Consider the following 13945-nt stretch of genomic DNA (forward strand, 5'->3'; position numbering starts at 1 on the left):
CAGGGGGGACCCTGTGGGAGAGTAGGACGCCGCCGAACAATTTTTGTAGCTCGGGTCCCCCGGATTTATTCGGGGGACCCGAGCTTTTTCGCGTTGTACCGTCGTGTCATGCGGTACGACATACGGCTGGTGGAGCCCGGCGAGTGGCGGAAGAGCAAGGAGTTGCGCCTTGCCGCGCTGCTCGACCCGGTCAGCGCGGTGGCGTTCGAGCGGAGCTACGCCGAGGAGTCCGTACTCAGCGACGAGGCGTGGCAGCAGCGGGCGTCAGGGGCCGGCGCCCAGCAGTTCGTCGCCGTCAGCAGCACCGGTAGCAGCCGCCGTAGCGGTCGTGACAGCCATGCTGTCCGTGACAGCCAGGACAGTCAGGACGACGTCGAGTGGGTGGGGATGCTCGCGGTCGTCGTCGAGCGCCCCGACTACCTGTCGATCAACGCCGTGTATCTGCGGCCGGAAGCGCGCGGCACCGGCCTGGCGGAGAAGTTGTTCGCGGCCGCCATCGCATGGGTCTGGGACCGTGCCGACCGCGTCTATCTGTGGGTCCATCAGGACAACGCCCGAGCCGAGGCGTTCTACCGGAGGTTCGGGTTCACGCGGACCGGCGAGGCGGTGGCGTACCGGCGGGATCCGTCGCTGACCGAGTACGAGATGGTGCTGACCCGGACCTGAGCCGGGGGCCGCAGTTCCGCAGGCCCACGTACTCCCGCCGGAATCCGTGCCCCCAATTCGTGCGCGGATCACCGACGGATTTCGGACGCCATCGGTGTCATAACTGATGTCACTGATGTCGGCGCGGATCGGGTGAGGAGGCGGCGCGATGGTGGTCGGTGAGGCGGAGACGCAGGCGGCGCTGGCGCGGGCCAGGAGCGGGGACGGTGAGGCGTTCCGGCAGCTCACCGAGGGGTACCGGCAGGAGCTGCAGGTGCACTGCTACCGGATTCTCGGCTCGGCGCACGACGCGGAGGATCTGCTGCAGGAGACGCTGCTGGCCGCCTGGCGCGGCCTGGAGGGGTTCGAGGGGCGGTCCAGCCTGCGGACCTGGCTGTACCGGATCGCCACCAACCGCTGTCTGAACGCGCTGCGCGACGGTGCCCGCCGGCCGGCCGAGCAGCCCGCGTACCGGTTGGAGGTCACGTTGCCAGAGCCGACCCGCCGCAGCGATCCGAGCTGGCTGGAGCCGTATCCGGATGTGCTGTTGGCCGATCTGCCCGACCGGGCGCCGGGCCCTGAGGCGCGGTACGAGAGCCGGGAGGCGGTGTCGCTGGCGTTCATGGTCGCCCTGCAGCATCTTGCGCCGCGGCAGCGGGCCGTACTGGTGCTGCGCGATGTGCTGGGCTTTCGGGCGGCTGAGGTGGCGGAGATGCTGGAGTCCACCGAGACCGCCGTGCACAGCGCGCTGCGGCGGGCGCGGGCGACCCTCGCCGCGGACGGGACGCCGAGCCGGGAGGGGGCGCCGCTGCCCGGGTCGGCGCGGGAGCGGCATGTCGTCGAGGTGTTCTCGCGCGCGTTCGAGAGTGGTGACATCCCGGCGATCCTGGCGCTGCTGACCGACGACGCGTGGCTGACGATGCCGCCGCTTCTGCTGGAGTACCAGGGGCTCGCGGCGATCGGGCACTTCCTGGAGGCGGTCGCGATGCGCGACGGGCGCCGCTTCCTGATGGTGCCGACGCGTGCCAACGGGCAGCCCGCGTTCGGGTGTTACCTGCGCGATCCGCGCACGCCGATCCTGCACGCGCACGGCCTGCTGCTGCTCACCCTCTCCGGCGACCGGGTCTCGGCGATGACCAGGTTCACGGACAACGCGCTGCTGGCGGCGTTCGGTCTGCCGCGGACGCTGCGCAACTGACTGCCCGGGCGGGGGAGTTCACGCGATGCGGGCCAGGTCGTCGGCGTGGACGCGGCCGAGCAGCGGCTCGCCGTGGATCCAGCGGGCGATCTCGTCCAGGGCGTAGGCGCCCAGGCGCTGGACCTCGGTGCCCTGGCAGCCGGCGATGTGCGGGGTGAGCAGGACGTTGCGCAGGCTGTGCAGGCGGTGGCCGTGGGGGAGCGGTTCGGGTTCCGTGACGTCGAGGTAGGCGTCGATACGGCCGGTGGCGCATTCACGGGTGAGCGCCTCGGTGTCGAGGAGCCGGCCGCGGGCGGTGTTGATGAGGGCGGCGCCGTCGCGCAGCAGGCCCAGGCGGCGGGCGTCGAGCAGGTGGTGGGTCTCGGGCAGGTCGGGGGCGTGGACGGTGACGATGTCGCTGGCGCGGCACAGCTCGTCCAGGTCGACCAGTTCGGCGCCGAGGCCCGCGGCGTCGGCGGGGGTCACGTAGGGGTCGGCGAGCAGCACGCGGAAGCCGGCGGGAGCGGCCCGCAGTCGGGCGATGACGCCGCGGCCGATCCGGGAGGCGCCGATGACGCCGACGACGGCTCCGTCGGCGCCGCGCCGGTCGCCGTAGGTGGGCAGCTTGCCGTGGTGGTAGTCGGCGGCGGCGCCCAGGGTGCGGCGGGCCGCGAGGACGACGGTGGCCATGGTGAAGTCGATGACGGGGCCCGCGTTGGCGTCGGCGGCGGAGGAGACGGCGATGCCGCGTTGCCAGACCTCGGGGCGTACATGGCCCTTCACGGTGCCCGCGGCGTGGATGACGGCGCCGAGGTGGGGGGCGAGGGCCAGGACGGCGCTGTCGACGGCCGGGCTGCCCCAGCCGGTGAGGAGGAGTTCCGCGTCGGCGAGCGCGGCGGCGGAGTCGGCCGAGCCGACCTCGGTGACGAGCCGGGGGTGGACGGCGGTGAGCTGGTCGAGGCGGGCGCGCAGCGGGGCCGGGAGCACCAGATCGAGGATGTCGGGCCGCATCGCCAGCACCAGCTTCGGACGCTCCGCCATGTCTGCTCCTCCGGGACGGGCCGCGGGTCCTCCGGGAGGGCCGCGGGTGATCTGAACTGCGATCGTGCGTGTAATCGGTTACTTCTTGATGCACGGAGATTATGCCCGTAGCCACCGTAGGTCAACGTCTTCCGGTGCAGAGGGGGTTGACCTGTCGTAGTAACCGGTTTAGGTTCCGTCCCACCTCAAGCGTCAAGGAGGACGCGATGGCGATTGCCGAACGGGACGCCACCCACCGCGAGGGAGTGCCGGGCGCGTCCGAACCACCCGTACGGCCGGTGCGTGGCACGCGCCGCCGACGGCTGCGCAGGGACGCCGTCCTGGTGCTGCTGATGGTGCCCGGCGTGGCGTACTTCCTGGTCTTCCACTACGGCGCGATGGCGGGGAACGTCATCGCGTTCAAGGACTACGTGCCCTTCGACGGGCTGTGGGCCAGCCAGTGGGTGGGCCTGGCGAACTTCCAGGCGATGTTCGCCGACCCCGACTTCTGGCACGCGGTCTTCAACACCCTGTGGATAGCGCTGCTGCAGCTCGTCTTCTTCTTCCCCGTGCCGATCGGGCTGGCGATGCTGCTGCACAGCCTGACCAGGGACACCACCCGCCGCTTCGTGCAGTCGGTGGCGTATCTGCCGCACTTCCTGTCCTGGGTGATCGTGGTCGCGGTCTTCCAGCAGGTGCTCGGGCAGACCGGACTGCTGAACAACGTCCTGGGCGACGCGCACCTGCACACCGTGAACATCATCGGCAACCCCACCGCGTTCAAGCCGCTGGTGGTGGCGCAGGTGATCTGGAAGGACTGCGGCTGGGGCACGATCATCTTCCTGGCCGCGCTCTCCCAGGTCGACGAGCAGCAGTACGAGGCCGCCGCGATCGACGGGGCGGGTCCGTGGCGGCGGTTCTGGCACATCACGCTGCCGTCGATGCGGCCGATCATCGTGCTGCTGCTGATCATGCGGCTCGGCGACATCCTGTCCGTCGGCTTCGAGCAGATGCTGCTGCAGCGCACCTCGGTCGGCCCGGAGGCGGCCGAGATCATCGACACCTTCGTCTACTACAAGGGCATCGTCGGCGGCGACTTCGGCTACGCCGCCGCGGCCGGTCTGTTCAAGGGCGTCGTGGGCGCCCTGCTGGTCTTCGCCGCGAACAAGGTCGCGCACCGACTCGGCGAGCAGGGGGTCTACCGATGAGCACAATCTCGCTGCGCCGCACAAAGGCTGCGCCGCACAGGCAATCTCGCCCCGCCCGTCCGGCCTGGATGGAGAAGCCGCGGCCGGTCACCCAGGCCGCCAAGGCGGTGGCGCTGACCGCCGTCGTCCTGCTGGTCACCGTCCCGTTCCTGATCATCGTCTCGACGAGCTTCGCCGACAACAAGGACGTGGTCGACAACGGCGGCTGGGTGCTGTGGCCCGCGCACCCGACGCTGCGCGCCTACCGCGAGCTGTTCGACGGCGGCATCGTCACCCACGCGCTGTGGGTGAGCGCCGGCGTCACGCTGGCCGGCACCGCCGCCAGCCTGGCCTGCACGATCGGCCTGGCGTACGCGCTCAGCCGCAAGGACGTCTTCGGCGGGAAGCCGATCCTGCTGCTGATCCTATTCACCTTCCTCTTCCCGCCCGGCATGATCCCCGGCTTCCTGCTGGTCAAGGGGCTCAACATGCTGGACAGCTACTCCTCGCTGATCGCCCCCTTCCTGATCAACGTCTTCAACCTCGTGGTGCTGCGCGGCTTCTTCCAGTCGGTGCCCGAGGAACTGTACGAGGCGGCCCGGCTGGACGGCGCGAGCGAGTGGCTGATGCTGCGCAAGATCGTGCTGCCGCTGTCCAAGGCGGCGCTGGCGGTCGTCGGGCTGTTCTACGCGGTCTCGTACTGGAACGCCTGGTTCTACGCCTCGATCTACCTCGACGCGGACCACTGGCCGCTGCAGCAGGTGCTGCGCACTTATGTGATCGGCGGCGCACAGCTGGCCGACTCCAGCGCGGGCGACGCGAGCGCGGTGGCCGCCCCGCAGACGATCCAGATGGCGGTGCTGGTGGTGGCCACCGTGCCGATCCTCGCCGTCTACCCCTTCCTGCAGAAGTACTTCACCAAGGGCGTGCTCACCGGCGCCATCAAGAGCTGAGCCGACACTCTCCCCCCGAACCGAAAGGGACCACCGTGAGTACCTCGTCGTTCTCGCGGCGTACCCTGCTGCGCTCGATCGCCGCAGGTGGCGCCGCCCTGGCCGCCCCGTCCGTCCTCGCCGCCTGTTCGTCCTCCGGCACCAAGCACGATGTGAGCAACGCGGGGAAGTCGCTCACCCCGTGGCCCGCGTACGTCCCCTTCGCCGGTCCCGCGGCCGATCTGCCCGGCACGGCGGACGGCATCCAGCCGGGCTATCTGTCGTATCCGAAGAACCTGGTGAGCGCGGTCCACGACAAGCCGGGCAGCGGCCAGACGATCAAGGTCATGACGATCTCGTACGGCACCCCGCCCAAGTCGGCCTCGCAGAACAAGTTCTGGGCGGCGGTCAACGAGGCGCTGGGGGTGAACATCGAGTTCACGGTCGTGCCGGACTCCGACTACATGACCAAGATGGCCACCATGATGGCGGGCAACGACCTGCCGGACGTGATCAACCTCGGCGGCGGCCACACCCTGCCCCGCGAGGCGGAGTTCGTGGCGGCCAAGTGCGCCGACCTGTCGTCGTACGTGGCGGGCGACGCGATCAAGGCGTACCCGAACCTGGCGAACCTGCCCACGTACGCCTGGCAGGACATGGGCCGGATCGCCGGGAAGATCTACGGCGTCCCCGTGCAGCGCTCGGCGCCCGGCAACTGCCTGTGGATCAACAACGACGTCTTCACCGCGGCCGGGATGAAGGACGGCTGGACCGCGGACGACTTCCTGGCCGTGGCGAAGGCGGCCACCCACGGCAAGAAGTACGGGCTCGGCTCGTCGCAGCCGGCGCTGTTCGGCGCCGACGTGCACCCGCTGGCGTTCGGCGCGCCGCAGGAGTGGAAGCTGGACGCGGGGGCGTTCGTCAGCGCGTACACCACCGATGAGTACCGGGCGGGCCTGGAGTTCATGGTCAAGCTGCGGCAGGCCGGACTGTACGAGCCCAATGTGCTCGGCACCTCGACGGTCGACTGCAAGACGTACTTCTACAACGGCACCGTCGCCTCGATGCCCGACGGCTTCGGCGCGCTGACCACCAGCGTCCCCAGCATCAAGGGCGCCTTCGTGCTCGACGCGGCCGTCCCGTACACCCCGTCGAACGGCGCCAAGCCCGGGATGGACCGGGCGCGCGGCATCTTCGGGTACACCGTGCTGAAGAAGGCCACGCCGGACCGGATCAAGCTGATCCTGCGGGTGCTGGAATACCTGGCGGCGCCGTTCGGCACCAAGGAGTACGAGCTGACGCACTTCGGGATCGAGGGCACGCACTTCACCCGGGACGGGCAGGGCTCGCCGATCCCGACCGCGCTGGGGCAGGTGGAGAACACCGTGAACCTGCCGATCAAGTACCTGTGCGACGCGCCGCAGGTGCTGTACCTGCCGGGCCAGCCGGACGCGGTCAAGCGCAATCACGCCTGGCAGACGAAGGTCGCGCCGATGCTGGTGCGCAATCCCAGGTTCGGCCGCCAGTCCGAGACCAGCACCCGGGTCGGCGCGGCGATCGAGACCCTCAGGACGGACACCATCGGGTCGATCGTGGCGGGCCGCAAGCCGCTCAGCGCCTGGGACGAGACGGTCAAGAAGATGCGTGCGCAGGGACTGGACCAGATAGCGGAGGAGTACGCCAAGGACTACGCGACCAACCACTGACCGGGCCTCGGCCCGGTCCACCGACCCGTACCCCGCTGCCGCCCGGACTGGCACGACTAGTCTGGGCGGCAGCGAGGGGTCGCAACCAATCGGATGGCGGGGATGGCGGAGACAGCACCAGAGCCGGGGCCGGGCGCGCAGAGCGCCGCCCGCCGCGTCACCATCCGTGATGTCGCCGACCGGGCGGGCGTGTCGGTCGCCACCGTCTCGCGGGTGCTGGCCGGGAACTACCCGACATCGGCAGCCGCGCGCGCGAAGGTGCTGCGGGCCGTGAAGGACCTCGACTACGTCATCGACGGCCGCGCCCGCGCGCTGGCCGGGACCGGCCCCAAGACGGTGGCCGTGATCATGATGAACGTCGACAGCTACTTCTACGCCGCCGTCGCCCAGGGCGTCGAGCAGGAGGCGGCGGCGCGCGGCAGGCTGTGCATGGTGTGCAGCCACGGCGGCGACGAGGCGCGCGAGCTGGCGCTGGTGCAGATGATGCGGGAGCAGCGCGCCGAGATCGTCATCCTGGTCGGCGGCGCCGTCGAGGACGAGCCGTACCAGGCGCGGCTGACGGAGTACGCGCACGGCCTGGCCGCCGCCGGCTCCCGGCTGGTGCTGTGCGGGCGGCCCGCGCCGCGCCCCGACATGCCGGTGCTGGTGGTCGAGTACGACAACGAGGCGGGGGCGTACGCCGTGGTCAGCCATCTGCTGTCCGCGGGGCACCGGCGCATCCTGTACCTCGGCACGATGCCGGGCCACAGCACCGTCGAGCCGCGGGTCAGCGGCTACCGGCGGGCGCTGGCCGACCACGGCCTCGGCCCCGAGCACCAGCGGATCGCGGGCGTCGGCCTCGGCCGCACCCACGGCTACACCTCCATGCGGGACCTGCTGGCGCGGTGCCAGGGCAAGCCGGACTTCACGGCCGTCTTCGCCGGTGACGACCTGGTCGCGGCGGGCGCGATGGCCGCGATGCGCGAGTGGGGGCTGCGCACCCCCGAGGACATCTCGGTCGTCGGCTACAACAACGACGCCGTCGCCCAGGACCTCAACCCGCCGCTGACCACCGTCAACATCCCCTCCTACGAACTCGGGCGGGCCGCGGTCAGGCTGGCGCTGGGCGAGGAGGCCACCACCCCGGGCGCCGCCCGCGACACCGGGCAGACCCGGCACATGCTGGGCACGCACATCGTGCTGCGCGAGTCGGTACGGCGGCTGGGCGCGGACGAGCGGTGACGGTGCCGGACGAGCGGTGACCGTGCCGGACGAGCGGTGACCCGCCGCCGCCCGGGTCAGTGCCGCTGCCGCGCCCGGTAGCCGTCCAGGACGTCCTGGCGGAGCAGCGCGCCGAAGCCCGCCGACTCCAGGCGAAGCCCCAACTGCGCTTCGGTGAGGTTCAGTTCGGCGGCGGTCGCGCCCAGGTGCCAGTCGTGGGCGGCCAGCCGCGACAGCAGGTGGCCGCGGCGGATCTGCGCCTCGGAGAGCCGGAAGGTCTTCAGATACGCGATCCGTCCGTCGGGCGCGGTGACGGTCTCGCCGATGTGGTTCTCCTCGCGCGGCCGGAAGGCGGGCAGGAAGCGGGAGAGCGTGAACTCGCCCGCCTGGTACACCTTCTGCGCGGTGTACGCCGGCTCCAGCAGGCCCGCGGCCATCGTCCCGTCGTGGAAGCGCGCCCAGGCGCGCTGCTCGGCGGCGACGGCGGTACGCAGCTCCGCCAGCGAGTCCACCGGGCCGATCCGCGGCACGAAGTCCGGTACGGCGGCGTGCAACAAGGCGTACTGGTAGACGAGTTCGCCGTACAGGTCCTGGACCAGCGTCGGGTGCAGGGCCCGGTAGTCGTCCGGGTGCGGGACGACGAAGGCCGCGGCGAGTGCGTCGGCCGTGTAGACCAGCACCCCGCACTGGCCCGGGTGGATCTCGAACACCCGCAGCGCGTCCGCCAGTCCGCGCACCGTCGCCCCGCTGTACGCCTCCTCCACGCGCGGCGACAGGCCGTTGCGCACGGCACGCCGCGACCACTCCTCCCAGGCGATGGTGGGGCCGCCGAAGTGCAGGGAGAGGTAGCCCTCGAGCGCCAGGTGCAGTGGCAGGAAGCGCAGTCGCCGCTTGGCCCCGCGGCGCACCAACCGCCGGTGCGTGCGCAGCGGCATCGCCGTGACAGGGCCCCCGGGGCGGCGGTCGGCGCCCGGTTCGGTGGCGTGCAGCTGGGTGCCGTACGCCGCCGCGGGGCCCGGCTGTCCGGCGTCCGCGCCCCACTCGGCGACGAACCCGTGCGGGATGTACGACACATAGGCGGTACGCGGGCGCACGGTCACCACGCCGAGGCCGTCCCCGTACAGCACCGGATGCAGCCGCAGGCCCTCCAGGGGCGCGGCGCGGACCAGCGGCACCAGGCGCACCCCGCCCCACACCTGGGCGGGCCGGGTGTCGAGTCCGGCGAGGTCCAGGCGGAACGCCGCGGCCGGGCGGTCGGTGGTCATCGGGTGTCCTCCGGGGACGCGAGGAAGGCCGCGGTACGCGCGTCGAGGTGGGCGCGCAGCTCCGGCAGGCCGGTGCGGCCGGTGGCGAAGCGGGCCAGGCCGACGAGGGACGGCAGGTCCTCGGCGTCGCGGATACCCGCGGTGGGGACGGCGGGCGACAGCCGCCGCACGTCGAACACCTCCGCGTCGTACACCGGGTTGAGGTGCACCACCGTCACCCGGCCCTCGGGGTCGAGCCGTTCGCGCCACACCCGCAGCACCTCGGCGGCCAGTCCCGGCGGCGCGTTGTCCCAGCCGTCGGAGACGATCAGCAGCAGGTCGGGCGAGGTCTCCAGCGCGTCGAGCACCCGCTCGCCCAGCGGTGTGGCGCCGTACGGGAACGCCAGCAGCGCGTCCGTGCGGCCCGAGGTCCACAGGGCCGTGTACCCGCCCTCCTCCGCCAGGGCGCCCAGCAGGTGGTGCGCGGCCAGCGCCACCGCCAGCGGGCGGCGGCGCTTCTGGCCGGAGCCGTACGCCGAGAAGCTGTCGTCGAGGACGGCGGTGACCCGGCCCCAGCTCCGCGCCTGCGGTCCCGCACCCCGGTTCGCGGCAGCGCGCAGCGCGGCGGTCAACTCGGGGCGGCGGGCGGCGCGTTCGTCGAGCGACAGGCCCAGGACGTACGAGGCGAGGCGGGTGAGCGGCATCCGCTTCAGGTCGGTGCGGACGGACCCGGCGCCGAGCGCGGCGGCCGACTCCTGGAGGCGCAGCCGCTCCAGGCGCGTCATCCGCGGCGCGATCCGCTCCAGGAACGCGCCGCGGTCGATGCCGTGCCGGGCCGCGAAGCCCTCGGCGACGGTGAACGGCAGCTCGTAGACCGCCGCCTGCTCGTAGTGCGCCCGGCGCCAGGTCTCCAGCAGCGGTGTCGCGAAGCGCCGGCCGCCGTGCGCCGAGAAGAGGAAGGGGCCCAACTCCTGCGTGGCGGCCGGCAGATGGGCATGGCGCAGCGCCCGCTTGAGGCCGCTGCGGTACTTCACGGCGTCGAAGGCGGGGTCGGGGCGGGCCGCGAGCCAGTCGCGCATGATGGCCCGGGTGCGGCGGTTGTTGACCTTCGCCCGGCGCAGCGCGGTGAACAGCGCGTACACCCGCTGCGGCGGCATCCGCGTCAGCCGCCGGGCGATCAGCCGCCCCTCGGCCGCGCGCTGCTCCGCCGTCGCCTCCGCCGCGGTCTCCAGGAGGTGGCGGACGATCAGCGCCGCGTTGTGGTCGTTGATGTCGAGCGCGAGCGTCGCGGCGTACAGCTCCCGGTAGTTGCCGAGCATGTACGCGTGCAGGAAGTCCAGTGACAGCGTCTGGGCGCCGTCGTCGCTGTGGAACTCGCGCTGCCCGGTGGAGGTGGTGGCGGCGTTGGCGAAGAGCAGGACGTCCTCGGCGGTGATGTGGCCCTCGGCGGGCGGCGCCTGCGGCGGTCGCCTCGGCGTCGGCTGCGGCATTGCGGGCTCCTTCCCGGGGAGGGTGCCGACCGGGGAGTGAGGGCGCGAGCTGCGAATCATTGCTTTACAGGCAGGTTCCGGAAGTCGCGACGGAGTCCCGCGGTCGGCACGCGCACCGTAACAGGGCGGACGGCGCTCGCTCCTGGGGTTTTCCGGTCAGGTGCTCAGACGCGCGGGGTCTCGGCTCTGGAGGGGCTCAGTCCAGGCGGATGGCGTCGGGGACCGCGGGCGGCAGCGAGGCGGCGGTGTTCTCGCCCAGGGCCAGCCGCAGCGTGGCCTGCTGCCACAGCGGTGACTGCCAGCGGGCGAGGGCCTGTTCGGGGGAGCGCAGCACCGCCAGGGTGGGCAGGCCGTCGGACTCGCCCGTGGCCAGCAGCTCGGGCAGGGCGGGGAGTGGGGCCAGCGCGGCGACGTCGTCGAGGACGAAGGTCAGTGGTGGGTCGAGCCGACCGGCGGATGACATTGCGGCCATGCGCCGGCCGTGCTCGACCACGCTGGAGACGAGTGCGGTGAGCAGGGGCATCGCACCCAGATGGGTCCGCGGATCCTCGATCCGCTCACCCACCACGTACAGCGTTCCCCGTTCGGCGACGAATGACTCCATGTCGAGCCCGCCGATACGCGTGGGATTGCAGGCGTCGCGGATGTGAACGGAGTTCAACGGCTCCAGCGTCTTGCGGATCAACGCCTGGGCCGCGTCCCGCCGTTCGGGATGCGCGTGCAGCACCGACTCCAGCTCGCCGCTCCAGCCGGAGGCGGCGCCGGTGTCGGTCCGCAGGATCCGTACGGCCTCGCCCGCCGCCGCGCCGCCCGCCGCCCAGCGGTGCACCTGGCGGAAGGGCAGGCCGTCCACGGCGGCGGCGTGCAGCCAGCAGCGCAGCAGGGTCACGGCGGTGTCGTGGACGATCGCCTCGTCGGCACGGGAGGGGCGCAGCGGGGCCAGCAGCGCCGCCGCCTGTATCCCGGCCGTCGCGGGCTGCTCGCAACCTCCGTGCGGGGCCCAGCGCAGCCGCCCGGGGACGTCCAGCAGATGCGCGGGGTCGTAGACGTGGACGGGGCCGAGCTTGGCGCGGTTGCCGACGGTCTGCTGGTACGTCTCCGGGTCGGCGGTGGTCACCACGACCGGGCCCGCGGCGGCCAGGACGGCCGGCTGCACGATCCGCTTGGCCTTGTCGCCGCGCGGCCCCGCGAACAGCGCGTAGGTGCGGGTGACCTCGCCGCCGGGGAGCGCGGCGACCAGCGGGTCCGTCCGGCTCGCGGAGCCGTCCAGGGAGGCCGCCCCGGCCGCCCCGGGCACACCCGGCGCGCCCGCCGCGAGGGTCGCCGCCGGCCGCCTTTCGGCGTCGAGCGGCGGCAGCTGGGTGGTCGGCGCGTCCTGCGCGGCACCCGGCGCACCCGGCACCGAGCGGAACCACGCGTCCAGGCCGTCGTCCGACACCGACTTGGCCCCCGGCGCGCCCGTCCCCGACGGTGTCACCGCGGTGCCGCGGCGGCGGCGCGGCGCGGGCACCGGCGCGGGCTCGACCGGGGCCGCGGGCGGGGCCTGGCGGGGCGAGCGGAGCCGGGCCCTGGTACGGGCCACCGCGTTCAGCACGAAGACCGTCAGCACGAACAGCACCATGAACTGGCTGATGAAGATGCCCCAGAACAGCCCGGAGCCCGGCAGCTCGCCGACCGGCGCGCCCGGCCAGGCGGCGGGGATGTCGTGCGGCTCGGAGACCAGATGCCGCATCGCCTGCGGGGTCTTGGTGAAGTGCGCGTCGCCCGGCCAGCCGCCGTGCGCGAGCACCCCCGCGATCCCGGTCGCCGTCCAGAACAGCAGCGTCACGCCCAGCAGGAAGGCGATGAAGCCGACGATCAGGCCGTCCGGCAGACCGCCGGAGGGCTCCTTCTTCCGCGCCATCTCATGCCACCGCGTCGTCGGCCAACTGCTTGCGCAGGGCCACCTGGGCCTCGGCGTGCGCCTTGGCCCGTGCCTCCGCCTCGGCCTCTGCCTCCGCCGCCACCTCGGCGGCCTGCTCCTGCGACGTCTCGGTCATCGCGCGGTCGGTGAAGACCAGCGGCCGCTCGGCCTCGGTGATCAGATGCTTGACCACCTGCACATTGCCGTTGACGTCCCAGACCGCGATACCGGGGGTGAGCGTCGGGATGATCTCCACCGCCCAGCGCGGCAGCCCCAGCACCCGCCCGGTGGCCCGCGCCTCGTCGGCCTTCTGGGCGTAGATCGTCCGGGTGGAGGCCATCTTGAGGATCGCGGCGGCCTCCTTGGCCGCCGCGCCGTCCACGACGTCGGACAGGTGGTGGACGACCGCGACGAAGGACAGGCCGAGCCGGCGGCCGAACTTCAGCAGCCGCTGGAAGAGCTGCGCCACGAACGGGCTGTTGATGATGTGCCATGCCTCCTCGACCAGGAAGATGCGTTTCCTCCGGTCGGGGCGGATCCAGGTGTGCTCCAGCCAGACGCCGACGATTGCCATCAGGATCGGCATCGCGATCGAGTTGCGGTCGATGTGCGACAGGTCGAAGACGATCAGCGGCGCGTCCAGGTCGATCCCGACGGTCGTCGGCCCGTCGAACATCCCGCGCAGGTCGCCGTCGACGAGGCGGTCGAGCACCAGCGCCACGTCCAGGCCCCAGGCGCGTACGTCGTCGATGTCGACGTTCATCGCCTCGGCCGAGTCCGCCATCGGGTGCCGCAGCCGCTCCACGATGTCGGTGAGGATCGGCTGCCGGTCGGTGATCGTGTCGATCACGTACGCGTGCGCCACCTTCAGCGCGAAGCCGGACCGCTCGTCGAGCCCGCGCCCCATGGCGACCTCGATGATCGTACGGAGCAGCGCGAGCTGGCCGGTGAGGGTGATCGCCGGGTCCAGCGGGTTGAGCTTGATGCCGCCGTCGAGCGCCGCCATCGGGTCGAGCCGGATCGGGGTGAAGCCGAGCGCCTTCGCGATCAGGTTCCACTCGCCGACGCCGTCCTCGCCCTGCGCGTCGAGCACCACGACCTGCCGGTCGCGGAACCGGAGCTGGCGCAGCACGTAGGTCTTCTCCAGCGCCGACTTGCCGTTGCCGGACTCGCCGAGCACCAGCCAGTGCGGGGCGGGCAGCTGCTGGCCGTAGAGCTGGAAGGGGTCGTAGATGTAGCCCTTGCCCGAGTACACCTCACGGCCGATGATCACACCGGAGTCGCCGAGACCGGGCGCGGCGGTCGGCAGATAGACGGCCTGCGCCTGGCCGGTGGAGGTGCGTACCGGCAGTCTGGTCGACTCCACCCGCCCGAACAGGAAGCTGGTGAACGCGTCCGTCATCGCCGCCAGAGGGTCCAGCATGGGCATCGCGGTGGCCTC

The 13945-nt window shown here is 72.1% G+C and carries 11 protein-coding genes; 6 read left to right on the plus strand and 5 right to left on the minus strand.

The window, feature by feature from the left end:
* Positions 1 to 108 precede the first annotated feature (108 nt).
* Both AB0M29_RS40425 and AB0M29_RS40430 read left to right on the plus strand, forming a co-directional pair.
* Positions 109 to 666, plus strand: coding sequence for a GNAT family N-acetyltransferase (locus AB0M29_RS40425; RefSeq protein ID WP_365391814.1), 558 nt, complete (start codon positions 109 to 111; stop codon positions 664 to 666).
* A 148-nt stretch (positions 667 to 814) separates the two neighbouring features.
* Positions 815 to 1843, plus strand: a complete 1029-nt coding sequence (locus AB0M29_RS40430) for a sigma-70 family RNA polymerase sigma factor (protein WP_365391815.1) — start codon at positions 815 to 817, stop codon at positions 1841 to 1843.
* A gap of 18 nt (positions 1844 to 1861) precedes the next feature.
* Here AB0M29_RS40430 and AB0M29_RS40435 read toward each other — a convergent pair whose 3' ends face one another.
* Positions 1862 to 2863: a hydroxyacid dehydrogenase gene (locus AB0M29_RS40435; protein WP_365391816.1), complete on the minus strand. Its 1002-nt coding sequence runs from the start codon at positions 2861 to 2863 to the stop codon at positions 1862 to 1864.
* 332 nt (positions 2864 to 3195) lie between these two features.
* Between AB0M29_RS40435 and AB0M29_RS40440 the strand changes: the two genes are divergently transcribed.
* From AB0M29_RS40440 to AB0M29_RS40455, 4 genes are all read left to right on the plus strand, one after another.
* A complete protein-coding gene (locus AB0M29_RS40440) occupies positions 3196 to 4050 on the plus strand; it encodes an ABC transporter permease subunit (protein ID WP_365391844.1) in 855 nt (284 codons plus the stop codon).
* 68 nt (positions 4051 to 4118) lie between these two features.
* Positions 4119 to 4982 carry a carbohydrate ABC transporter permease gene (locus tag AB0M29_RS40445; RefSeq protein ID WP_365391845.1) on the plus strand — a complete coding sequence of 288 codons (864 nt, stop codon included), beginning with the start codon at positions 4119 to 4121 and terminating at the stop codon, positions 4980 to 4982.
* Between the two features lie 35 nt (positions 4983 to 5017).
* Positions 5018 to 6667 (plus strand): extracellular solute-binding protein, encoded by a 1650-nt coding sequence (locus tag AB0M29_RS40450; RefSeq protein WP_365391817.1) that lies wholly within the window; start codon positions 5018 to 5020, stop codon positions 6665 to 6667.
* A gap of 102 nt (positions 6668 to 6769) precedes the next feature.
* Complete coding sequence (locus AB0M29_RS40455; RefSeq protein WP_365391818.1) at positions 6770 to 7888, plus strand: LacI family DNA-binding transcriptional regulator; 1119 nt, start codon at positions 6770 to 6772, stop codon at positions 7886 to 7888.
* A 56-nt stretch (positions 7889 to 7944) separates the two neighbouring features.
* Here the strand turns inward: AB0M29_RS40455 and AB0M29_RS40460 are convergent, their stop codons facing one another.
* The 4 genes from AB0M29_RS40460 to AB0M29_RS40475 all read right to left on the minus strand — a co-directional run bounded on the left by AB0M29_RS40460 (position 7945) and on the right by AB0M29_RS40475 (position 13933).
* A complete protein-coding gene (locus AB0M29_RS40460) occupies positions 7945 to 9132 on the minus strand; it encodes a hypothetical protein (protein WP_365391819.1) in 1188 nt (395 codons plus the stop codon).
* Positions 9129 to 10601, minus strand: a complete 1473-nt coding sequence (locus tag AB0M29_RS40465; RefSeq protein ID WP_365391820.1) for a hypothetical protein — start codon at positions 10599 to 10601, stop codon at positions 9129 to 9131. The genes AB0M29_RS40460 and AB0M29_RS40465 overlap by 4 nt, the downstream gene beginning before the upstream one ends.
* 196 nt (positions 10602 to 10797) lie before the next feature.
* A complete protein-coding gene (locus AB0M29_RS40470) occupies positions 10798 to 12504 on the minus strand; it encodes a type VI secretion protein (RefSeq protein WP_365391821.1) in 1707 nt (568 codons plus the stop codon).
* Position 12505: 1 nt separating this feature from the next.
* Positions 12506 to 13933, minus strand: coding sequence for an ATP-binding protein (locus AB0M29_RS40475; RefSeq protein WP_365391822.1), 1428 nt, complete (start codon positions 13931 to 13933; stop codon positions 12506 to 12508).
* Positions 13934 to 13945 lie beyond the last annotated feature (12 nt).

Origin of the sequence: Streptomyces sp. NPDC051976, assembly GCF_040680795.1 — a bacterium.
GTDB lineage: Bacteria > Actinomycetota > Actinomycetes > Streptomycetales > Streptomycetaceae > Actinacidiphila.

Excerpts from the sequence above, each read along its gene's own strand:
- AB0M29_RS40425 (WP_365391814.1), top strand. The coding sequence starts at position 109 with ATGCGGTACGACATACGGCTGGTGGAGCCCGGCGAGTGGCGGAAGAGC.
- AB0M29_RS40430 (WP_365391815.1), top strand. The coding sequence starts at position 815 with ATGGTGGTCGGTGAGGCGGAGACGCAGGCGGCGCTGGCGCGGGCCAGG.
- AB0M29_RS40435 (WP_365391816.1), bottom strand. The coding sequence starts at position 2,863 with ATGGCGGAGCGTCCGAAGCTGGTGCTGGCGATGCGGCCCGACATCCTC.
- AB0M29_RS40440 (WP_365391844.1), top strand. The coding sequence starts at position 3,196 with ATGGTGCCCGGCGTGGCGTACTTCCTGGTCTTCCACTACGGCGCGATG.
- AB0M29_RS40445 (WP_365391845.1), top strand. The coding sequence starts at position 4,119 with ATGGAGAAGCCGCGGCCGGTCACCCAGGCCGCCAAGGCGGTGGCGCTG.
- AB0M29_RS40455 (WP_365391818.1), top strand. The coding sequence starts at position 6,770 with ATGGCGGAGACAGCACCAGAGCCGGGGCCGGGCGCGCAGAGCGCCGCC.
- AB0M29_RS40460 (WP_365391819.1), bottom strand. The coding sequence starts at position 9,132 with ATGACCACCGACCGCCCGGCCGCGGCGTTCCGCCTGGACCTCGCCGGA.
- AB0M29_RS40465 (WP_365391820.1), bottom strand. The coding sequence starts at position 10,601 with ATGCCGCAGCCGACGCCGAGGCGACCGCCGCAGGCGCCGCCCGCCGAG.
- AB0M29_RS40470 (WP_365391821.1), bottom strand. The coding sequence starts at position 12,504 with ATGGCGCGGAAGAAGGAGCCCTCCGGCGGTCTGCCGGACGGCCTGATC.
- AB0M29_RS40475 (WP_365391822.1), bottom strand. The coding sequence starts at position 13,933 with ATGCCCATGCTGGACCCTCTGGCGGCGATGACGGACGCGTTCACCAGC.